Origin of the sequence: Streptomyces violens (genome assembly GCF_000717745.1) — a bacterium.
In the GTDB taxonomy this organism is placed as follows: Bacteria; Actinomycetota; Actinomycetes; order Streptomycetales; family Streptomycetaceae; genus Streptomyces; species Streptomyces violens.
The window spans coordinates 199,090-219,222 of sequence record NZ_JOBH01000007.1; the positions used below are offsets into that span (position 1 = coordinate 199,090).

Consider the following 20,133-nt stretch of genomic DNA (forward strand, 5'->3'; position numbering starts at 1 on the left):
GGCGAGGCGGTAAGTCAGGGGTGGCTGTCGCAATTCCCCCGATCGGGCGGTACGTTCGGACGTTTTCCGGCGTGTCGGGCCGGTCGTCGTCACGCAGCGTCAGCCGCGTACACGTCAGACGCGGACGCCGTACATGAAGGGCATGTTGTCCATCGGCTCGAAGCGCACCGCGGCACCGGGCTTGGGTGCGTGCAGCACCTGGTCGTTGCCCGCGTACAGGCCGATGTGGTGCAGGTCGTCGTAGAACATGACCAGGTCGCCGGGCTTGAGCTGGTCGCGGCCGATCTGGGTGCCGGCGGTCGCCTGCTCCTGCGAGGTGCGCGGCAGCGACTGCCCCGCCTGCTGGTACGCCCACTGGGTCAGGCCCGAGCAGTCGAACGAGGACGGGCCGGTGGCGCCCCAGACGTAGGGCGAGCCTATCTTCGTCTTCGCGGCGTTGAGGGCCGCGGCGGCCCGCTGCGAGCTCGGCACCGCGGTGCCGAGGTCGACCCGGCTGTTGGCGCGGTTCGCGCGCTCCTCCTTGGCCTCGAGCGCCTCGCGCTCCTTGGCGGTGAGGCTGTTGAGCAGCTCCTGCGCCTTGGCGAGCTTGCCCTGGATCTCGTCCTTCTTGTCACCCAGCGCCTTGCGGGTGTCGGAGAGGTCCTTGATCTTGCCGGCGGCCTCTTCGCGCTGCTGCGACAGGGTGCGCTGCTTGTCCGCGATGACCTTGAGCTGCGACGCCTGCTTGCCGCTCAACTGGTCGAGGGTGGACGCCTTCTCGAGGTAGGTGTCCGGGTCACCGGAGAGGAAGAGCTGTACCGAGGGGTCGATGCTGCCGCTGCGGTACTGGCCCGACGCGACGGAACCGATGCCCTTGCGGAGCTTGTTCAGCTCCTCCTGGCCACGGGCGACCTTGTCCTGGAGGCGGTCGACCTCCTTCTGCAGCTTCTGCTGGTCCTCCTTGGCACCGTTGTACTTCTCGGTGGCCTGCTCCGCCTGCTCGTAGAGCTTGTCGACCTCGGACTTGACTTCTTCCTTGGTCGGCTTCGGCGCGGCCTGGGCGGCCTGGGAGGACAGGGCAACCGCAGCGGCGGCGGTCGCGGTGAACACGGTGACGCGCGTGCGGCTCGGCTGCTTGGGTCGACGGTGGGACGCCACGGGGGCGAGCTCCTTCTTCCTTCAGCCGCCTACCGGGTGGTGGGGGGAACTGGGGTCCCCGGCTCCGCGTGAACGCCGCGGACTCGGCGGTTCCTTCACTGTTCATCCCGGTTGGATGATCAACTGCATGAAGGCTCGGGGCCTGACCTTAGTAACCGAGTTGTGATCGCTTCAAATCTTCACGGGAAAAAACTTGGCCACATCCGCATCCTTTACCAATATGGCACCGCCCGTAGCAGGTAATTGACGCTCCGAGACCGCCGGAAGGGCCGCGGAGTGTTCTATCCCACACCTTCCGCACCGCGGCCGACGCCCGTTCAGGTACGGGCAAGTCGCTTGAGAAGAAGGGCCGATGCCACCGGGCGGGCTCCCGCCTTCGCCACGCCGTCGGCCACTTCGCGGTCGGTGGAGACCACGACCACGGGGCGGCCGGGCGGTTCGGCACGTACGAGCTGACGAATCAACTCATCGGCCGTTACGCCCGGTTTGCTGAAAAGAACCCTTACGCCCCGCGGTGGGGCGAGCAGTACCGGCGCGGCCAGTTCGGCGCCGTCGAAGACACACGTCATCTCGGCGCCGGTCTGCGCGGCCAGTACGGCCAGCCCGCCCAGCAGCCGGAGCCGCTGCTTGTCCAACGGCATCGTCGGATAGCCGGTCTTGGTGACGTTGTAGCCGTCCACCACGAGGTGCGCCTGCGGCAGCGCCAGGAGCTGGTCCAGCAGCGCCGGGTCCGTTTCGGACAGGGCGCGCGCCGCGACGTCCTTCGGGGTCATCCGGCCCGGCTCGACCGCGTCGACCGTGTCGGCGGGATGGACGTTGGCGGGCGGCAGCGCCAGTTCGCGGCGGAGCCCCTGGGCCGCGTCCAGGACGGTGTCCAGAAGCAGCCGCAGGCGCATGTCCTCGACACTGCGCCCCTCCCGCGCGGCGCGGCGCCCCGCTTCGAGCGCCGATTCCGCCTCCGCGACCCGGGCTTTGAGCCGGCGCATTTCGCTGTCGGTGGTCGCCTTGTCCGTGGCCGCCGCGGAGCGCAGCGACTCGGTCTCGGTCTCCGCCTTGCGCGCCGCGGCCTGCGCGCGCTTCACGTCGCTGAGCGCGCTGCGCAGCTTGCGCTGCAGCACGTCGTTCTCCTTGCGCGCCGCTTCGAGGTCGCCTCTCGCCCGGTCGGCCTCGGCTCGGGACGCCGCCCGCGCCTCGGCCAGCTCCTCCCGCAGCCGGGCGAGCTCCCGCTCGGCCTCCTCGCCGGCCCGCTGTTCGTCCGCGCGCCGGACCTCCTCGCCCGCGGCGGCGACCAGCTTGGCCCAGCCCGGCGGGCGCAGAACGTACGCCGCCGCCGCGACGTCCTGCGGGTCGGCGGCGGCGGGTGGAGTGCCCTGCTGCAGGGCCTCGGCCAGTTCGGCCTGCGTCTCGCGCAGCCGGGCCGCGATCCGCTGCCGGAAGACCGGATCGCTCTCCAGCGCCGCGGCCATCGCGTTACCCGCGAACTTCACCCGCCGGGATGGCGTAAAACGGGCGTACTGCCGCAGCGGTGGCGGGAGTTCGGCGACCGTCAGGCCGCCGAAGGACTCCGCGGTGAGCGCCACGACACGGCGCCGCACGCCCTCGGGCAGGGGACGGTCGAGCACTTCGTCGGCCGCACCGGCCTCCGGGTCGCGCTCTTCCCCCTCGTGCCCTTCTGGACGCTCCACCACTGCTGCACCGCTCCGATCTCAGGCGTCCGCGCCGGGGCGGTCCACCAGCTCGATCTGGTCGACCGCGTTGCACCAGCGGCAGCGGACGGACTCGATGCTCTCACTGAGCACCTCCCGCTCCTCCACCTTGGGCTCGCCGGCCAGGTCGAGGTGGACGTACTCCACCACCTTGGACTGGCGGGTCACGTCGAAACGCGTGAGGTTGCCGCACAGGGTGCAGCGCCACCGGGTTTCGGCCGTCGGCAGGGGAACAGCCATTGTGTCGTCCTCTTTCGTCAAGCGTGGTGCGGTTGTGCGGGCTCTCGCGGTGCGCCGTCGAACTGCGGAGGTACGGAAAGTACTGCCCGTAACCCTACGGCCTGGTGGACGCCGGGTCCCGTCCGCGCCCGGGTGCCGGAACACGGCGAGGCACTCTGTCCCCTTTGTGGCTATTACGGCATGATCACTTCATGTCGGCCTCGTTCCCGTCCCCGCGGACCGTGTTCTCCCGGATGACCAACATCCTGATCGGCATCTGCTGCGTGGTGTTCGTCATCGGCCCGGCCTCGGGGCTGAACGGGATACACGGCACGGGCGAATCGCTCCTGCAGGCGCAGAGCGCGTACTTCGCCCGTTGGGGCGTCATCCCGCGCGACCTGTGGAGCGGCGACCCGCAGGCCCTGGTCACCCCGCTCACCGCGCTCTTCGTGCACGGCAGCTGGCTGCACCTGCTGGGCAACATGCTCTTCCTCTATGTCTTCGGGGGCATGGCCGAGGCCAGGATGGGCCGGCTGCACTTCTTGGTCTTCTACGTCCTGACCGGTTACGTGGCCCTGATGGGCTACGCGGCGGCGCACGCCGAGTCGGGCCAGACCCTGGTCGGCGCGTCCGGATCGATCTCCGGCGTGCTCGGCGCCTTCCTCTACCTCTTTCCCCGCGCGCGGGTGACCAGCCTCTTCCCGTTCCTCTTCTTCCTGCCGCTGCGCTTCCCCGCCTGGGCGGTGCTGCTCTTCTGGTTCGTCCTGCAGTGGCTGGCGGCCCAGCGCGCGGTCAACGGCCCCGGCGTCGCCTACCTGGCCCATGTCGTCGGCTTTGTACTGGGCTTCCTGTACGCCTGGGTCCGCTACCACGTACCGGACGCTCCACCGCAGGCCGCGCCGGGGCTCCCCGGTAGGGTGGAGCCCACAGAACGGCCGACCGAGGGAGAGAGCCAACCGTGATCACTTCGATCGTGCTCATCAAGACCAGCGTGGACCGGATCCCGGAGATCGCGGAGAAGATCGCGACGATCGAGGGCGTCAGCGAGGTCTACTCGGTCACCGGCGCGCACGACCTGATCGCGATGGTCCGCGTCCGCGAACACGACGACCTCGCGGACGTCATCCCCGGCCGCATCAGCAAGGTCCCCGGCGTCGCCTCCACGGAGACCCACATCGCGTTCCGCACGTACTCCCAGCACGACTTGGAGGCGGCGTTCGCGATTGGCCTGGAGTCGTAATTTCGCCGCAGCCGCGATCCCGGGCAGCAAAATCACGCACACCGGCAAAATCAAGCCCGTCCGGCGATTGAGGACAAACGACCACCGGCCGGCGCCGGTCCCACTACGGGAACCCACACCGGCCGGTGAAACCCGCGGCGTCAGCCGCGATCCGGCACGCAGCGCCCTTCCTCGGTCCGGTAGGACCACTTCGCACCGGACCGCACAAGCTCCGTCACAGCGGTGACGAACCGCTCCACATGCTCATCCGGCGTGCCAGCGCCAAAGCTCACCCGGATCGCGTTCAGCGACCGCTCCCCCGGCCGGGCGTCCGGCGCGCCGCACTCCCCCGGGTCCTGCGGGTCGCTGCCCAGCAGGGTGCGCACCAGCGGGTGGGCGCAGAACAGCCCGTCCCGTACGCCGATGCCGTACTCCGCCGAGAGCGCGGCCGCGAAGTGCGAGCTGTTCCAGCCCTCCACGACGAACGACAGCACGCCCACCCGCGGCGCGTCGTCGCCGAAGAGCGACAGCACCTTCACCTCGGGCACCTCGACGAGCCCGGCCCGCACCTTCGCGATCAGCTCCTGCTCCCGCGCGACCAGGTTGTCGAACCCGGCCTCGGTCAGCGCCTTGCACGCGGAGGCGATCGAGTACACCCCGATCACGTTCGGCGAACCGGCCTCGTGGCGGGCCGCCGTGGTGTGCCACTCCACCTGCACGCCACCGTCCTCGCGCCGCGCGACCTTGCGGCTCGCGCCGCCGCCGGCCAGGTACGGCTCGGCGTCCTGCAGCCAATCGGCGCGCCCGGCCAGCACGCCGGACCCGAAGGGCGCGTACAGCTTGTGGCCGGAGAAGGCCACCCAGTCCACGTCCAGGTCGGCGATGTCCACGGGGTGGTGCGGGGCGAGCTGCGCTGCGTCCAGCACGATGCGCGCGCCGTGCGCGTGCGCCGCGGCGGCCAGCTCGCGCACCGGCCAGAGCTCACCGGTCACGTTGGACGCGCCGGTCACGCACACCAGCGCCGGGCCGTAGGGCTCGCGCTCGGCGAGCGCCTTCTCCAGCGTGTCGACGGCCTGCTGCGGGGTCCGCGGGGCGTTCAGGTACGTCACCTCGACGTCCGCCCGCTGCTCCCAGGGCAGCAGCGACGCGTGGTGCTCGGTCTCGAAGACGAACACCCGGGTGTGCGCGGGGAGGACGCCGGCCAGCAGGTTGAGCGAGTCGGTCGTGGACCGGGTGAAGACCACCTGGTCCGTCTCGCGGCAGCCGAGGAACTCCGCGACCGTCTGCCGGCTGTTCTCGAAGAGGTCGGTGGAGAGCTGGGAGAGGTACCCGGCGCCGCGGTGCACGCTCCCGTAGTACGGCGCGTACGCGGCCACGTCGTCCCACACCCGCTGCAGGGCCGGGGCGCTGGCGGCGTAGTCCAGTGCGGCGTAGCCGACCTCGCCACCCGTGACGAGCGGGACGCACACGTCACGGCCGAGGACGGGGAGCGGCGCGACGGCGGTGCAGGCGGGGTCGGCGTCGGCGGAGTCGGCAGTGGCGAGGGTGGTTTCAGGGCGCACGGACATGGCGGAGTCTCCCGGAGGCATACGAGGCGTTCGAGACGCACGGAGTAGGCGAATGACACGCACGGGGCGTGGAAGGACCCGCGGGCGCACGGAACCTCGTACAGAGGGGCGCCACAGGCGGGGTGTTCGGAAAAGGGGCCGACCGGCCCTATCGCATTCGCTGCATCACGGAAGAGCTCCCTCGATAACCAGGATCCCTGGCGAGGGATCCGCGCTTGCCGCTGGCCTTGCTGCCTGCGGCCTGGTCATCACCCGGGGCACCCCGCCACGGACGGAGGGTTGCCGGACAGCAAGCCGGGGCCTAATCGCTGTCACTCGTGACCTGCCGAGAATCATGCCACATGATCACTGCACCGCAAGGGGTGTCCGGGATGCGGACACCCCTCGCGCCGCGGACCGTGGTGCTACGCGTTCGACGCGGCCACCCACCGGTCCAGTACACGCTGCGCCGCGCCCGAGTCGATCGACTCGGCCGCCTTCGCCATCCCCGCCGCGATCTGCTCGTTCAGTGGCGCGTCCGTCGGGTCCAGCGCGACCAGCGCCGCGGCGGAGTTGAGCAGGACCGCGTCGCGTACCGGACCGGTCTCGCCGGCCAGCAGGCGGCGGGCGACGTCCGCGTTGTACGAGGCGTCCGCGCCGCGCAGCGCCTCCACCGGCACCAGCTCGATGCCGACGTCGCGCGGGTCGAAGGGCACCTCGCGCACGGTGCCGTCCTTGACCACCCACACCGTGGAGGTGGCCGTGGTCGTCAGCTCGTCGAGGCCGTCGTCGCCGCGGAAGACCAGCGCGGAGGAGCCGCGCTCGGCGAGCACGCCGGCCAGGATGGGCGCCATCCGGGCGTCGGCGACACCGGTGGCCTGGGCCGCGACCTTGGCCGGGTTGGTGAGCGGGCCGAGTACGTTGAAGGTCGTGCGGATGCCCAGCTGGCTGCGGGCGGGCGCGACGTGCCGCAGCGAGGGGTGGAACTTCACCGCGAAGCAGAACGTGATGCCCGCCTCCTCGGCGACCTCCACCACCCGGCGCGGCGTCAGGTCCAGGTTCACGCCGAGCTTCTCCAGGACGTCGGAGGCGCCGCTGGCGGAGGACGCGGCGCGGTTGCCGTGCTTGACGACCTTCGTGCCCGTGCCGGCCACCACGATCGAGGACATGGTGGAGATGTTCACGGTCTTGGCGCCGTCGCCGCCGGTGCCGACGATGTCCACGCTGCGGCCCGGCACCTCGATGAGGTTGGCGTGCTCGTACATCGCGCGGACCAGCCCGGAGATCTCCGCGACCGTCTCGCCCTTGGCGCGCAGCGCCACCGCGAAGCCGGCGATCTGCGCGTCGCTGGCCTCGCCGCGCATGATCCGGTCCATCGCCCACTCGGTGGAGTCGGCGGAGAGGTCACGGCCTTCGAGGAGGGCGTTCAGTACGCCCGGCCAGGTGCGGGCCGCCACGCTGCCGCCGCCATCCGGGGTCACAACGTTCATGGTCCACGCTCCTGGGTGAGTAAAAATCTTCACAGCGAGCCTATCGGGCCCGCGGGTACGCCGGAGGGCCCCGTCCGGTGCTCGGACAGGGCCCTCTGGGTGGCGTTCTTTGCTACGTGCTCGGGTTCACGGTGTCGGTACCGCTCCCCCGCGGAGATCAGTGGTGGCCATGGCCGCTGGTGATCTCCTCGTACTCCTCCACCGTCGGCTTCGGAATGTAGTTGTCCTCGCCGTAGAAGCCCTTGGAGAGCTTGGCGCGCAGCTTCTGCGAGCGCTTGATCTTGCGCTTGACGCCGTTCTCGTCGACCTCGGGGCCGATCTCCAGCGGCTTCGGCTGCTCGTGCTGGGTGAGCGCGTGCATCTGCTCCTGCGTGAGGGGCTCGTGCACCTCGATGAACTCACCGTGCGGCAGCCGCTTGATGATGCCGGACTCGCGTCCGTGCAGCACCTTGTCGCGGTCGCGCCGCTGCAGACCCATGCAGATCCGCTTGGTGACGATGAAGCCCAGCACCGGGCCCACGAAGAACGCGATCCGGATGAACCAGGTGATCGAGTTGATCGACAGGTGGAAGTGGGTGGCCCACAGGTCGTTGCCACCACCGACCAGCATCACCAGGTACGCGATCAACCAGGCCACACCGAAGCCGGTACGGGTCGGCGCGTTGCGCGGGCGGTCCAGCAGGTGGTGCTCACGCTTGTCGCCGGTGACCCAGGACTCGACGAACGGGTAGACCGCGATGGCCGCCAGGACCAGCGGGAAGATGATGATCGGGATCAGCACACCGAAGTTGATGGTGTAGTGACCGGCGATCGTCCACTCCCAGCCGGGCATGACACGGACCAGACCCTCGGCGAAGCCCATGTACCAGTCGGGCTGGGCGCCGGTGGACACCTGGTCCGGACGGTACGGGCCGATGGCCCACACCGGGTTGATGCTCGCGATCGCGGCGATCACCGAGATCACACCGAAGACCAGGAAGAAGAAGCCTCCGGCCTTGGCCATGTAGACCGGCAGCAGCGGCATGCCGACCACGTTCTTCTCGGTCTTGCCGGCACCCGGGAACTGCGTGTGCTTGTGGTAGAAGACCAGGATCAGGTGCGCCACCAGCAGGCCGAGCATGATGCCCGGCAGCAGCAGGACGTGCACCGTGAAGAACCGCGGAATGATGTCGTGGCCGGGGAACTCCCCGCCGAAGATGAACATCTGCAGGTACGAGCCGACCAGCGGCATCGCCAGGATGACACCCTCGATGAAGCGGACACCGGTGCCGGAGAGCAGGTCGTCCGGCAGCGAGTAGCCGGTGAAGCCGGTGAACATACCGAGCACCAGCAGCAGGAAGCCGAACAGCCAGTTGACCTCGCGCGGCTTGCGGAAGGCGCCGGTGAAGAACACCCGCATCATGTGGACCATCATGCCGGCGAGGAACACCAGCGCGGCCCAGTGGTGGATCTGCCGGATCAGCAGGCCGCCGCGGACGTCGAAGCTGATGTCCAGCGTCGACTCGAAGGCCTGCGTCATCCGGATGCCGTGCATGGGCACGTAGGAGCCGTGGTAGACGACCTCGGCCATGCTCGGGTGGAAGAACAGCGTCAGGTAGACGCCGGTCAGGATGATGATGATGAAGCTGTAGAGGCAGATCTCACCGAGCATGAAGGACCAGTGGTCCGGGAAGATCTTGCGCATGTTGGACTTGGCGAGGCTGTAGATGCCCAGCCGGCCGTCCGCCCAGTCGGCGATCCGCTCGCCCCGCGGCGCCTGGCCGCGGCGCGCGTTGGTCGCGCTCGTCTCGTTACTCATCCGCGCTCCCAGAAGCTCGGGCCGACGGGCTCCGCGAAGTCGCTGACGGCTTCGAGGTAGCCGTCCTTCACCGTGATGTTCAGCTGCGGCAGGGCGTGGCCGGCCGGACCGAAGATCACGCGGCCACCGTCGGAAAGGTCGAAGGTGGACTGGTGGCAGGGGCAGAGCACGTGGTGCGTCTGCTGCTCGTACAGGGAGATCGGGCAACCGACGTGGGTGCAGATCTTCGAGTACGCCACGATGCCCTCGTGCGACCACTCAAGTTCCTGCTTGTCCTTGATGTTCTGCGGCTGGATCCGCACGAGCATCAGGGCGTCCTTGGCGATCTTCGAGTTGAACTCGTGATCGTCCTCCTCCAGGCCCTCGGGCTTGGCGAAGGTCAGCGAGCCGACCGCGATGTCCTCGGGACGCAGCGGGAGGTTGGTGGCCTGGTTGACCAGGCGGATGCCCTTCTTCCAGCCCGTGGTCCGGAGCTTCTTCTCCGGCAGCGGACCGAGGTCGCGCAGCAGCACCACACCGGAGAGCGGCACCAGGGCCAGCGCGCCGAACATGGTGTTGCGGATCAGCTTGCGGCGGCCCATGCCGGACTCCGCGGCGCCTTCCCGGAAGTCGGCCATGACCTTGGCCTTGACCTCGGGCTCGGCCTCGATCGGGTGCCGCTCCTGCGCCACCTCGACGTCCGACATCAGCGTGCGGGCCCAGTGGACCGCGCCGGCGCCGATGCAGAACAGCGCCACGCCCAGCGTCAGGCCCAGCGCGAAGTTCAGCGCGCTGATGTGGCCGAGCGGCCAGACGTAGATGATCTTGTCGACCGGGAAGATCACGTACGAGGCGATGAAGCCGATCGTCGCGAGCATGGACAGCGTGAAGAGCAGGGCCACGGTGCGCTCGGAGCGCTTGGCCGCCTTCTCGTCGATGTCCTGGATGCGGTGCTCGTGGGGGGGCAGGCCCGGGTCGGCGAAGGGGTTCTCCTTCGTCGCCACGTCACCGTGAGCGCCGTCGCGCCCACTGGGAAGGTTTTCTTCTGGCACGTCTGCGTGTCGTCCAGTCTCACTCATGACTTCTTGGCCTTCGCTGTCCGGGCTGCGACCCAGATGGCGACCGCGACCAGTGCGCCCAGGCCGAAGATGTAACCGAAGAGGCCCTCACTGACCGGGCCGAGACCACCGAGGTCCATGCCACCGGGGCTCGCGGTCTTGTCGCCGTTGACCTCACCGAGGTAAGCGACGATGTCCTTCTTGTTGGACTGCGAGAGGGTGCCGTCACCGAACGAAGGCATGTTCTGCGGGCCGGTCTCCATGGCCTCGTAGATGTGCTTCGGGTCCACACCGTCAAGCGCCGGTGCGAACTTTCCGTTGGTCAGGGCACCGCCCTTACCGGTGAAGTTGTGGCACTGCGCGCAGTTCGTACGGAACAGCTCACCGCCCTTGGCGATGTCCGCTCCGTCCTTGCTGTACTGCTCCTTGCCGGGCACGGCGGGACCGGCACCGAGCGACGCGACGTACGCCGCGAGCTGGTCGATCTCGGCCTGGCTGTAGATGTTCTTCTTCCGCGGCACCTGGGCGCCGGGCTGCTGCGCCGGCATCCGGCCGGTGCCGACCTGGAAGTCGACGGCGGCAGCGCCCACGCCGACCAGGCTCGGGCCGTCGGAGGTGCCCTGACCGCCGGTGCCGTGGCAGCTTGCGCAGCCCACGGCGAAGAGCTTCTTGCCCTCCTTGATGGCAAGAGACTGGGCGGTGTCATCGGCCTGAGCCTTGTCCGCCGGCGCGAACGCGGCGTACAGCCCCCCAGTGACCGCCAGCGCGAAGAGTAGGACGACGAGCGCCGCCAGCGGATGGCGCCGTCGTGCGGAGAGCTTTTTCACGGATTACCCCGGTGTCAGGATCTTCTGCGTCGATGCTTCTGGTCTGTGTCTGTCTGAACTGCGGGTCCGGTCGGGACCGGACTACCTACTTGATCAGGTAGATCGTGGCGAAGAGGCCGATCCAGACGACATCGACGAAGTGCCAGTAGTAGGACACGACGATGGCCGCGGTGGCCTGTTCGTGGGTGAACCTCTTGGCCGCGTACGTCCTGCCCAGGACCAGCAGGAAGGCGATCAGACCGCCTGTCACGTGCAGTCCGTGGAAGCCGGTGGTCAGGTAGAACACCGAGCCGTACGGTCCGGACGAGAGCGAGAGGCCCTCGTGCTTGACCAGCTCCGTGTACTCGAAGACCTGACCGCCGATGAAGATCGCACCCATGATGAAGGTGACCACGAACCAGGCCCGGAGCTTCTTGACGTCGCCGCGCTCGGCCGCAAAAACACCGAGCTGGCACGTCAGAGAGCTGAGCACCAGGATCGTGGTGTTCGTCGCGGAGAACGGAAGATTCAGCGCATCGGCGGATTCCTTCCAATACTCGGCTCCGGTCACCGATCGGAGGGTGAAGTACATCGCGAAGAGGGCCGCGAAGAACATCAGCTCGGAACTCAGCCAGATGATGGTTCCGACGCTGGTGAGGTTCGGCCGATTGACCGACGGGTGCGCGTGCCCGGTTTCTACTGCTGTTGCTGTCGCCACGACCGACATTATGTCGGTCGCTTATCTTGCGCTCACTCCGGGGGGTGCCGTTCGGTGTGTCAAGGGGGTGTGCGCTGCTCATACGGTCCAGTGGAGGCATCCCCCGAAGGGGGGAAGCACGCCTTCCGCACACCCGTGGCACCCCCGCTCCGACCAGTCCTGACGGGCCGTCGGGCGCAGCATTGATCCGTACGAACCCTCCTGCGCGGACCCTTCCGGGCAGTAGCATCCGCTGAACGGGACCGGCCCCAGTGGTGCTCCCGTCGACGGTGCTCCCCAAAAGCGTGGAGGAACGATGCAGGCGACTGCCACGGTGCTGGTCTACAGCGACGACGCGGGCACCCGCGAGCAGGTGCGCCTCGCGGCCGGCCGGCGACCCGCCGCCGATGTGCCGCAGGTGGAGATTGTGGAGTGCGCGACACTCCCGGCCGTCCTCACGGCCCTGGAGCAGGGCGGCATCGACGTCTGTGTGCTGGACGGCGAGACCGCCCCGGCGGGCGGCATGGGCGTGTGCCGGCAGATCAAGGACGAGATCTTCAACTGCCCGCCGGTGCTGCTGCTGATGGGCCGCCCGCAGGACTCCTGGCTCGCGACCTGGAGCCGGGCCGACGCCGCGGTGACCCACCCGGTCGACCCGGTGGCGTTCGCCGACGCGCTGGCGGGGCTGCTGCGCCGCCGCCTGCTCGCGCAGACCTGAGCACGGCCGCTCGCGGCCACTGAGGACGTACAGCGCCCCGTCCGGGGAGGAATGGCCCGGACGGGGCGCTGTGTGCCGTTCTGCGGGCCGCTCAGACCCGCGGGCGCAGTCGGGCAGCGTCGGCGGGCGCCGCGGCGTCCTCGTCGCTCCCGGCGCCGCTCACGCCGTCGCCCAGGGCGCTGCCGGCGAGCCACTTCTCCCAGGACAGGTTCCAGTCGCCGAACCCGTTGTCGAACGGGACCATCTTGTCGCCCTTGCTGTTGACCACCTGGACGATGTCGCCGACCCGCACGCGGCCGAAGAACCAGCGCGCGTCCCCGGTCGACATGCCGGTACAGCCGTGGCTGACGTTGGCCGCGCCCTGTGAACCCACGGACCAGGGCGCCGCGTGCACGTACTCGCCGCTCCACGTGACCCTGGTGGCCCAGCGGACCGGCAGGTCGTACGCCTCCGAACTGCCGCGGGCGATGCCCACGGTGGTGCTGCGCATCCGGACGAACGACTCCTTGCCCAGCACGGTCTTGATGCCGTTGCGGGTCTCGAAGCCGGCCTTGCCGGTGGTGACGGGCAGCGTCTTGATCACCCTGCCGTTGCGCCGGACCGTCATCCGGTGCGCGGCGGCGTCGGTGACCGCCTCGACCCGGTCGCCGGTACGGATGCGCACGGGCTTGCCGGGCCCGCCGTACAGGCCCTTGGCGACCTTCAGGCCCTGCAGGTTGCTGTACGCCTCGACGGAGGCGTGCGCGGGCCAGTAGGAGCGCGGGCGGTAGTGCAGCGTCCGGTCGTCGACCCAGTGCCAGGAACCCACCACGCGCGGGCTGCTGTCGACCTTCAGGGCGCCCTCCACGAGGGCCTTGGCGCGCGCGCCGTGCACCGGGCGGCTGAGCTCCGCGGTGAGCGGCTGGCCGACGCCGTACGTGCCGCTGTCGGGCCCGAAGGTGACCCGCAGCCGCCGGTCGCCGCCGCCCTCCGTCGCCATCCGCAGGACCTTGCGGCCCGGCTTGCCGTCGCTGTCCTCGGTACTGACGCGCACGGTGTAGCGGGTGCCGGCGGCGAGCGGCACGGTGCTGCGCCAGCGGGTGCCGTCGGCGGTCAGCCGGCCGCGGATGTGGCGCCCCGCGGTGTCCGTGGCGGTGACGTCCGTGATCCGCGCCTCATCGCCCGTGGTGGTGACTTCCAGTGGCCGGTCGGGGTCGGCCTTCCGCTCGCCCGCCGGGGCGTTGGCCGCGATCTGGCCGGCCGCGTCGTAGGGCTGGGCGGCGAGCGGATCCGAGGTGGCCCCGCCGCACCCGGTGACCCCCGCCACCAGGGGCAGCAGGAGGGCTGAGCTGAGCACCGTCCGGGATCGTGGCATATGGCTCATAGGCCCAAAATAGGAAGAGACACGCCGGTACGGCGCGTTCAAGGACTGCAAATGGGTCGGGCCCGGCCACTCCTTGGAGTGACCGGGCCCGACCCGTCGGTACGAGAACGGCGCTTACTGCGTGCGGTTCTCGCCCCGGTAGTACTCGAACACCCAGCCGAACAGACCGACGAGGATGATCGGTGCGGAGAAGTACAGCAGCCACCAGCCGAAGACGACGCCCAGGAAGGCGAACGCGCCGCCGATGCCCAGGGAGAGCGGCTGCCAGCTGTGCGGGCTGAAGAAGCCCACCTCACCGGCGTCGTCCGCCACGTCGGCGTCCTTGCGGTCCTGCGCTCCGGTGTCGACACGCCGGGCCGTGAAGGCCAGGTAGTAGCCGATCATGATGCACAGGCCGAACGACAGGAACAGCGCGGTGGTGCCTACCGGCTCCTTCGACCAGACGCCATAGACGATCGCCATGGCGAGGACGAAGACGGAGAGCCAGATGAACATCTTGCCCTGGATCTTCACTTGCCGGCCTCCTTCGTGCCGCCCATGAGCGCCGTGTCCTTCTGACCGTCGTTCTCGAGCACGTCGATCGCGGCGATCTCAGGGTGGTGCAGGTCGAACGCCGGGGATTCGGAACGAATGCGCGGCAGCGTGAGGAAGTTGTGCCGCGGCGGCGGGCAGGAGGTCGCCCACTCCAGCGAGCGGCCGAAGCCCCACGGGTCGTCGACCTCGACCTTCTTGCCGTACTTCGCCGTCTTCCAGACGTTGTAGAAGAACGGCAGGATCGACAGGCCCAGCAGGAAGGAGCTGATCGTCGAGATCGTGTTCAGGGCCGTGAAGCCGTCGGCCTCCAGGTAGTCGGCGTAACGGCGGGGCATACCCTCGGCGCCCAGCCAGTGCTGGACCAGGAAGGTGCCGTGGAAGCCGATGAACAGCGTCCAGAACGTGATCTTGCCGAGCCGCTCGTCCAGCATCTTGCCGGTGAACTTCGGCCACCAGAAGTGGAAGCCGGCGAACATCGCGAAGACGACCGTACCGAAGACGACGTAGTGGAAGTGCGCCACGACGAAGTACGAGTCGGAGATGTGGAAGTCCAGCGGCGGCGAGGCCAGGATGACGCCGGTCAGACCACCGAAGGTGAAGGTGATCAGGAAGCCGACCGCCCACAGCATCGGAGTCTCGAAGGACAGCGAGCCCTTCCACATCGTGCCGATCCAGTTGAAGAACTTCACACCGGTCGGAACCGCGATGAGGAACGTCATGAAGGAGAAGAACGGCAGCAATACACCGCCCGTGACGTACATGTGGTGCGCCCACACCGTCACGGAAAGACCCGCGATCGAAATCGTCGCCGCGATCAGACCGATGTAACCGAACATCGGCTTCCGGGAGAAGACCGGAATGACCTCGGAAATGATGCCGAAGAACGGCAGCGCGATGATGTACACCTCTGGATGGCCGAAGAACCAGAAGAGGTGCTGCCAGAGCAGTGCGCCACCATTTGCCGCATCGAACACATGCGCACCGAACTTACGGTCCGCCTCCAGGGCGAACAGCGCGGCGGCCAGCACCGGGAAGGCCAGCAGGACCAGCACACCGGTCAGCAGGACGTTCCAGGTGAAGATCGGCATGCGGAACATCGTCATGCCAGGAGCGCGCATGCAGATGATCGTGGTGATGAAGTTGACCGAGCCGAGGATCGTGCCGAAGCCGGAGAAGGCCAGACCCATGATCCACATGTCGGCGCCGACGCCCGGCGAACGGACCGCGTCCGACAGCGGGGAGTAGGCGAACCAGCCGAAGTCGGCCGCACCCTGCGGGGTGAGGAAGCCGGCCACCGCGATCAGCGAGCCGAAGAGGTAGAGCCAGTAGGCGAACATGTTCAGCCGCGGGAACGCCACGTCGGGCGCGCCGATCTGCAGCGGCATGATCCAGTTGGCGAACCCGGCGAACAGGGGCGTCGCGAACATCAGCAGCATGATCGTGCCGTGCATCGTGAACGCCTGGTTGAACTGCTCGTTCGACATGATCTGCGTGCCGGGACGGGCCAGCTCGGCGCGCATGAAGAGCGCCATCAGGCCGCCGATGCAGAAGAAGGCGAACGACGTCACCAGATAGAGCGTGCCGATCGTCTTGTGGTCGGTGGTCGTCAGCCACTTCACCACGACGTTGCCGGGTTGCTTCCTGCGTACGGGTGGTGCTGCCGGAGCCGATGCGGCGGCGGCACCCTGAGGTTCGTTGAGGATGCTCACTTGTTCTTGGTCTCCGCGTTCCTGGCGTGATCGGTCTGCTCGATACCGGCCGGCAGGTAACCGTTCTGGCCCTTCTTCGCCAGGTCCTTCAGGTGCTCCTGATACCGCTCGGGAGACACGACCTTGACGTTGAAGAGCATCCGGGAGTGGTCAACGCCGCAGAGCTCGGCGCACTTGCCCATGAAGGTGCCCTCCTTGTTCGGAGTCACCTCGAAGACATTGGTGTGACCCGGGATGACGTCCTGCTTCATCAGGAACGGCACCACCCAGAAGGAGTGGATGACATCACGCGAGGTCAGGATGAACTGGACGGTCTCACCCTTCGGCAGCCACAGCGTGGGGCCGGGGTTGCCGTTCTGCGGGTTGCGGTCGCCCGGCGTGCCCTGGTCGTAGACGCCCTCGGCACCCGCGGGAGCCGACTTCTTCCACTTGTCCGGGATCGCGGAGAGTTCCTTGGAGTTGACCGCCGAGTTGGACTTGTTGCCGTCGACGTCCTCCATGTAGTTGAACGCCCAGCTCCACTGGAAGCCCACCACGTTCACGACGTGGTCCGGCTTCTTGGAAGTCTTGAGGAGTTCGTTCTCATCGCGCGCGGTGAAGTAGAACAGCACCGCGATGATGATGAACGGGACGATGGTGTACAACGCCTCGATCGGCATGTTGTACCGGGTCTGTGCGGGGACCTCCACCTTGGTCCGGCTGCGGCGGTGGAAGATCCAGCTCCAGATGATCAGGCCCCACACCAGCACGCCCGTTGCGAGGGCGGCGGCCCAGGAGCCCTGCCAAAGGGAGAGGATCCGCGGCGCCTCGTCCGTGACGGGCGTTGGCATGCCGAGGCGGGGGAAGTCCTTGTATGTGCAACCGGTCGCGGTCGCCAGGACCAGGCCCGCAGCCAGCACCTGCGGCAGCTTCCGCCGCATCGGGCGCCGCGACGAGCGGTCGGAGCCGTTGGGACTCACGTAGCGCCTTCCCGAGAGTCTCGCCCGCAGAACCGGCTGCGGCCGTCTCAGCTGGTCGGTCGCCGGCCCGTCACGGGCAGGGGTTTGGATGTTTATGCGGACCAAACCCTACTGGACGCTATTTGGCGTCGCGCGGGGAGGGTGCCCAACGCGGCGCGTTGCCCCTCGAAGGGGTGGCCATCGCCTCCCACTGCGCGCCCGCGGCAGCCGGATTCCCCGCTTCCTCCCGGCATCTGACGCCGCGCCCGGCGGCTCCCTCCCGGCGTCTTCCCGACGCCTTCCCGGTGTCCGACGCCGCGCCCGGCCCGGGGGACCGCACGCGTTAGCGTTTCGCCCGTGCCCTACTTCGATGCCGCGTCCTCCGCTCCCCTGCACCCCGTCGCCCGCGAGGCGCTGCACGCCGCGCTCGACGAGGGCTGGGCCGATCCGGCCCGGCTGTACCGGGAGGGGCGGCGCGCCCGGCTGCTGCTGGACGCCGCGCGCGAGACCGCGGGGGAGGCGGTCGGCTGCCGCCCCGACGAACTGGTCTTCACTCCTTCGGGCACCCGTGCGGTGCACACGGGCCTCGCCGGCGCGCTGGCCGGCCGGCGGCGTGTCGGCGGCCGGCTGGTCCACTCCGCCGTCGAGCACTCCTCCGTACTGCACGCGGCGGAGACGCACGAGGCCGCGGGCGGCAGCGTGGCCGTGGTGGGCTGCGACCGTACGGGCCGGGTCGACCCGGCGGAGTTCGCCGCCGCGCTCACCCCGGACACCGCGCTGGCCGCCCTGCAGTCCGCCAACCACGAGGTGGGCACCGAACAGCCGGTGGCCGAGGCGGCGGAGGCGTGCCGCGAGGCGGGCGTGCCGCTGCTGGTGGACGCCGCCCAGTCGCTCGCCTGGGGCCCGGTGCCGGGCGCCTGGTCGCTGCTGGCGGGCAGCGCGCACAAGTGGGGCGGCCCGGCCGGGGTGGGGCTGCTGGCGGTGCGCAAGGGCACCCGCTTCGCGCACCAGGGACCGGCCGACGAGCGCGAGTCGGGGCGCGCGCCCGGCTTCGAGAACATCCCGGCGGTGGTGGCCGCCGCCGCGTCGCTGCGCGCGGTACGCGCGGAGGCGGCGGCCGAGGCGGCCCGGCTGCGCGGCCTGGTGGACCGGATCCGCTCCCGGGTTCCGGAGCTGGTGCCGGACGTGGCGGTGGTCGGCGACCCGGAGCGGCGGCTGCCGCACCTGGTGACCTTCTCGTGTCTCTATGTCGACGGGGAGACGCTGCTGCACGCCCTGGACCGGGCGGGGTTCTCCGTCTCCTCCGGCTCCTCGTGCACCTCCAGCACGCTCACCCCCAGCCACGTCCTGAAGGCGATGGGCGTGCTCTCGGAGGGCAACGTCCGGGTGTCGCTGCCGGCCGGGACCTCCGCCGCCGACGTGGAGCGCTTCCTGGAGGTGCTGCCGGGCGCGGTCGCCGCCGTACGGGAACAGCTCGGCGCGCCCACGGAGCGGCCCGCGCACGCGCCCGAGGGCACGTCCGGCGAGCTCGTCGTGGACGCGCTCGGCGCCCGCTGCCCGGTCCCGGTGATCGAGCTGGCGAAGGCGATCACGGAGGTACCGGTCGGCGGCACGGTGACGGTGCTGTCCGACGACGAGGTGGCGGCGCTGGACATCCCGGCGTGGTGCTGGACGCAGGGCCAGGAGTACCTGGGCGAGGCGCCGGAGCCCCCGGAGCGCGGCGCCGCCTACGTGGTGCGGCGCCGCGCCTGACCGGGTCGGCTCAGTTCAGGTACTGCTGGATCTCGGCGGCGGCCTCGTGGCCGTACGCCTTGGTGAAGCGGTCCAGGAAGTGGCTGCGGCGCAGCTCGTACTCCTGGGTGCCGACCGTCTCGATGACGAGGGTGGCCAGCATGCAGCCGACCTGCGCGGCGCGCTCCAGGCCGACGCCCCAGGCGAGGCCGGAGAGGAAGCCGGCGCGGAAGGCGTCGCCGACGCCGGTCGGGTCGGCCTTGGCGTTCTCCTCGGGCACGCCGACCTCGATGGCGGGCTCGCCCGTGCGCTCGATGCGGACGCCGCTGGCCCCGAGGGTGGTGACGCGGGTGCCGACCTTGCCGAGGATCTCGTCGGCGGTCCAGCCGGTCTTGGACTCGATGAGGCCCTTCTCGTACTCGTTGGAGAAGAGGTAGGCCGCGCCGTCCATGAGGGTGCGGATGTCGTCGCCGTCCATGCGGGCGATCTGCTGCGAGAAGTCGGCCGCGAAGGGGATGGACCGGGAGCGGCACTCCTCGGTGTGCCGGATCATCGCCTCCGGGTCGTCGGCGCCGATCAGGACCAGGTCCAGACCGCCCACGCGCTCGGCGACGTGCTGCAGCTCGATGAGACGGGCCTCGCTCATCGCGCCGGTGTAGAAGGAGCCGATCTGGTTGTGGTCGGCGTCGGTGGTGCACACGAAGCGGGCGGTGTGCAGCACCTCGGAGATGCGTACGGAGGCGGTGTCGACGCCGTGCCGGTCCAGCCAGGCGCGGTACTCGCCGAAGTCGTTGCCGGCGGCGCCGACCAGGATCGGCTTGGTGCCGAGCTGGCCCATGCCGAAGCAGATGTTCGCGGCGACGCCGCCGCGCCGCACGTCGAGCTGGTCGACGAGGAAGGAGAGGGAGACCGTGTGGAGCTGGTCGGCGACCAGCTGGTCGGCGAAGCGTCCGGGGAAGGTCATCAGATGGTCGGTGGCGATGGAGCCGGTGACTGCGATACGCACGGCGGTTCGCTCCTGCGGGAGGCGTGGGGCGGTGACGGACGTGACCCAACGCTACCCGTTCGGGACTGCCGCTCCGACCTGGCGAAACTACCCAATAGTAGGTCTTCTTCCCCGGGGCGAAGGGTGCGTACGGTGCGCGTATGACCCAGCATGTGAAGCCCGTCACAGCAGTTCACCCCGTCGGCCGTCGCCCGGACGGTGGCGAGCACGACTCGATGGAGCAACTGCGCGGCGACTGCGCCCGCATGGCGCCGCACTGGAAGCCGGACGGACTGCCGGCCGGTCCGCGCCGCCCGGCCGCCGAGCTGCGCGGGATCACGGTCCCCGCCGCCTCTGCGAAACTGCTGGAAGGGATGTCCGAGTACGGCGACTGAGTACGGCGACTGAGTACGGCGATCCATACCTCCGCTGCTCTTCCACCGGTCTTCCACGGGCCGCGGGCGGAACCGCCCGCGGCCCGGCTCCGTCCAATCGGCGT

General features: G+C 69.4%; 19 protein-coding genes and 1 riboswitch. Of the genes, 5 read left to right on the plus strand and 14 right to left on the minus strand.

Annotated features, from left to right (window positions below; genetic code table 11):
• Positions 1-114: 114 nt before the first annotated feature.
• From IF04_RS0115535 to IF04_RS0115545, 3 genes are all read right to left on the minus strand, one after another.
• The gene (locus tag IF04_RS0115535; RefSeq protein ID WP_030256681.1) at positions 115-1,137 is read right to left on the minus strand and encodes a C40 family peptidase; all 1,023 of its coding nucleotides are present in this window, start codon (positions 1,135-1,137) and stop codon (positions 115-117) included.
• A 317-nt stretch (positions 1,138-1,454) separates the two neighbouring features.
• Positions 1,455-2,825, minus strand: a complete 1,371-nt coding sequence (locus tag IF04_RS0115540; RefSeq protein WP_030256683.1) for an NYN domain-containing protein — start codon at positions 2,823-2,825, stop codon at positions 1,455-1,457.
• Positions 2,826-2,843: 18 nt separating this feature from the next.
• Positions 2,844-3,083 carry a hypothetical protein gene (locus tag IF04_RS0115545; protein WP_030256686.1) on the minus strand — a complete coding sequence of 80 codons (240 nt, stop codon included), beginning with the start codon at positions 3,081-3,083 and terminating at the stop codon, positions 2,844-2,846.
• Positions 3,084-3,274: 191 nt separating this feature from the next.
• Here IF04_RS0115545 and IF04_RS0115550 point away from each other — a divergent pair, with 191 nt between their 5' ends.
• Both IF04_RS0115550 and IF04_RS0115555 read left to right on the plus strand, forming a co-directional pair.
• Positions 3,275-4,024 carry a rhomboid family intramembrane serine protease gene (locus IF04_RS0115550; protein ID WP_063829483.1) on the plus strand — a complete coding sequence of 250 codons (750 nt, stop codon included), beginning with the start codon at positions 3,275-3,277 and terminating at the stop codon, positions 4,022-4,024.
• Positions 4,021-4,302, plus strand: a complete 282-nt coding sequence (locus IF04_RS0115555; protein ID WP_030256693.1) for an Lrp/AsnC family transcriptional regulator — start codon at positions 4,021-4,023, stop codon at positions 4,300-4,302. Before IF04_RS0115550 ends, IF04_RS0115555 begins: the two co-directional genes overlap by 4 nt.
• 140 nt (positions 4,303-4,442) lie before the next feature.
• On the opposite strand, the gene IF04_RS0115560 is transcribed toward IF04_RS0115555, so the two are convergent.
• From IF04_RS0115560 to ctaE, 6 genes are all read right to left on the minus strand, one after another.
• Positions 4,443-5,849, minus strand: a complete 1,407-nt coding sequence (locus tag IF04_RS0115560; protein ID WP_030256695.1) for an aminotransferase class V-fold PLP-dependent enzyme — start codon at positions 5,847-5,849, stop codon at positions 4,443-4,445.
• Between the two features lie 206 nt (positions 5,850-6,055).
• A riboswitch (SAM riboswitch) is annotated at positions 6,056-6,172 on the minus strand.
• Between the two features lie 81 nt (positions 6,173-6,253).
• Entirely contained in the window at positions 6,254-7,318 is a 1,065-nt protein-coding gene (gene trpD, locus IF04_RS0115565) for an anthranilate phosphoribosyltransferase (protein ID WP_030256698.1), read from the minus strand.
• 157 nt (positions 7,319-7,475) lie between these two features.
• Positions 7,476-9,116: a cytochrome bc1 complex cytochrome b subunit gene (gene qcrB, locus IF04_RS0115570; protein ID WP_030256702.1), complete on the minus strand. Its 1,641-nt coding sequence runs from the start codon at positions 9,114-9,116 to the stop codon at positions 7,476-7,478.
• On the minus strand, positions 9,113-10,174 hold the full coding sequence (gene qcrA / locus IF04_RS0115575; RefSeq protein ID WP_030256705.1) for a cytochrome bc1 complex Rieske iron-sulfur subunit: 1,062 nt from the start codon (positions 10,172-10,174) through the stop codon (positions 9,113-9,115). Before qcrA ends, qcrB begins: the two co-directional genes overlap by 4 nt.
• Positions 10,171-10,980, minus strand: a complete 810-nt coding sequence (gene qcrC / locus IF04_RS0115580; protein WP_030256708.1) for a cytochrome bc1 complex diheme cytochrome c subunit — start codon at positions 10,978-10,980, stop codon at positions 10,171-10,173. Before qcrC ends, qcrA begins: the two co-directional genes overlap by 4 nt.
• 85 nt (positions 10,981-11,065) lie before the next feature.
• On the minus strand, positions 11,066-11,686 hold the full coding sequence (gene ctaE, locus IF04_RS0115585) for an aa3-type cytochrome oxidase subunit III (protein WP_030256711.1): 621 nt from the start codon (positions 11,684-11,686) through the stop codon (positions 11,066-11,068).
• A 286-nt stretch (positions 11,687-11,972) separates the two neighbouring features.
• Between ctaE and IF04_RS0115590 the strand changes: the two genes are divergently transcribed.
• Positions 11,973-12,374, plus strand: a complete 402-nt coding sequence (locus tag IF04_RS0115590) for a DNA-binding transcriptional response regulator (RefSeq protein WP_030256714.1) — start codon at positions 11,973-11,975, stop codon at positions 12,372-12,374.
• A 91-nt stretch (positions 12,375-12,465) separates the two neighbouring features.
• On the opposite strand, the gene IF04_RS0115595 is transcribed toward IF04_RS0115590, so the two are convergent.
• From IF04_RS0115595 to ctaC, 4 genes are all read right to left on the minus strand, one after another.
• On the minus strand, positions 12,466-13,710 hold the full coding sequence (locus IF04_RS0115595) for a L,D-transpeptidase (protein WP_037959576.1): 1,245 nt from the start codon (positions 13,708-13,710) through the stop codon (positions 12,466-12,468).
• A gap of 141 nt (positions 13,711-13,851) precedes the next feature.
• Complete coding sequence (locus IF04_RS0115600) at positions 13,852-14,250, minus strand: cytochrome c oxidase subunit 4 (protein WP_030256722.1); 399 nt, start codon at positions 14,248-14,250, stop codon at positions 13,852-13,854.
• Positions 14,247-15,980 (minus strand): aa3-type cytochrome oxidase subunit I, encoded by a 1,734-nt coding sequence (gene ctaD, locus IF04_RS0115605; protein ID WP_030256724.1) that lies wholly within the window; start codon positions 15,978-15,980, stop codon positions 14,247-14,249. The genes IF04_RS0115600 and ctaD overlap by 4 nt, the downstream gene beginning before the upstream one ends.
• A complete protein-coding gene (ctaC, locus tag IF04_RS0115610; RefSeq protein ID WP_030256726.1) occupies positions 15,977-16,939 on the minus strand; it encodes an aa3-type cytochrome oxidase subunit II in 963 nt (320 codons plus the stop codon). Before ctaC ends, ctaD begins: the two co-directional genes overlap by 4 nt.
• A 336-nt stretch (positions 16,940-17,275) precedes the next feature.
• Between ctaC and IF04_RS0115615 the strand changes: the two genes are divergently transcribed.
• Positions 17,276-18,670: a cysteine desulfurase/sulfurtransferase TusA family protein gene (locus IF04_RS0115615; protein WP_030256728.1), complete on the plus strand. Its 1,395-nt coding sequence runs from the start codon at positions 17,276-17,278 to the stop codon at positions 18,668-18,670.
• 10 nt (positions 18,671-18,680) lie between these two features.
• On the opposite strand, the gene IF04_RS0115620 is transcribed toward IF04_RS0115615, so the two are convergent.
• The gene (locus IF04_RS0115620; protein WP_030256730.1) at positions 18,681-19,655 is read right to left on the minus strand and encodes a carbohydrate kinase family protein; all 975 of its coding nucleotides are present in this window, start codon (positions 19,653-19,655) and stop codon (positions 18,681-18,683) included.
• A 140-nt stretch (positions 19,656-19,795) separates the two neighbouring features.
• Between IF04_RS0115620 and IF04_RS0115625 the strand changes: the two genes are divergently transcribed.
• Entirely contained in the window at positions 19,796-20,029 is a 234-nt protein-coding gene (locus IF04_RS0115625) for a hypothetical protein (protein WP_030256733.1), read from the plus strand.
• Positions 20,030-20,133: the final 104 nt, after the last annotated feature.

Coding starts and splice junctions, on each gene's coding strand:
- IF04_RS0115545 (WP_030256686.1), bottom strand. CDS start 3,083: ATGGCTGTTCCCCTGCCGACGGCCGAAACCCGGTGGCGCTGCACCCTG.
- IF04_RS0115550 (WP_063829483.1), top strand. CDS start 3,275: ATGTCGGCCTCGTTCCCGTCCCCGCGGACCGTGTTCTCCCGGATGACC.
- IF04_RS0115560 (WP_030256695.1), bottom strand. CDS start 5,849: ATGTCCGTGCGCCCTGAAACCACCCTCGCCACTGCCGACTCCGCCGAC.
- trpD (WP_030256698.1), bottom strand. CDS start 7,318: ATGAACGTTGTGACCCCGGATGGCGGCGGCAGCGTGGCGGCCCGCACC.
- qcrB (WP_030256702.1), bottom strand. CDS start 9,116: ATGAGTAACGAGACGAGCGCGACCAACGCGCGCCGCGGCCAGGCGCCG.
- qcrA (WP_030256705.1), bottom strand. CDS start 10,174: ATGAGTGAGACTGGACGACACGCAGACGTGCCAGAAGAAAACCTTCCC.
- ctaE (WP_030256711.1), bottom strand. CDS start 11,686: ATGTCGGTCGTGGCGACAGCAACAGCAGTAGAAACCGGGCACGCGCAC.
- IF04_RS0115590 (WP_030256714.1), top strand. CDS start 11,973: ATGCAGGCGACTGCCACGGTGCTGGTCTACAGCGACGACGCGGGCACC.
- IF04_RS0115625 (WP_030256733.1), top strand. CDS start 19,796: ATGACCCAGCATGTGAAGCCCGTCACAGCAGTTCACCCCGTCGGCCGT.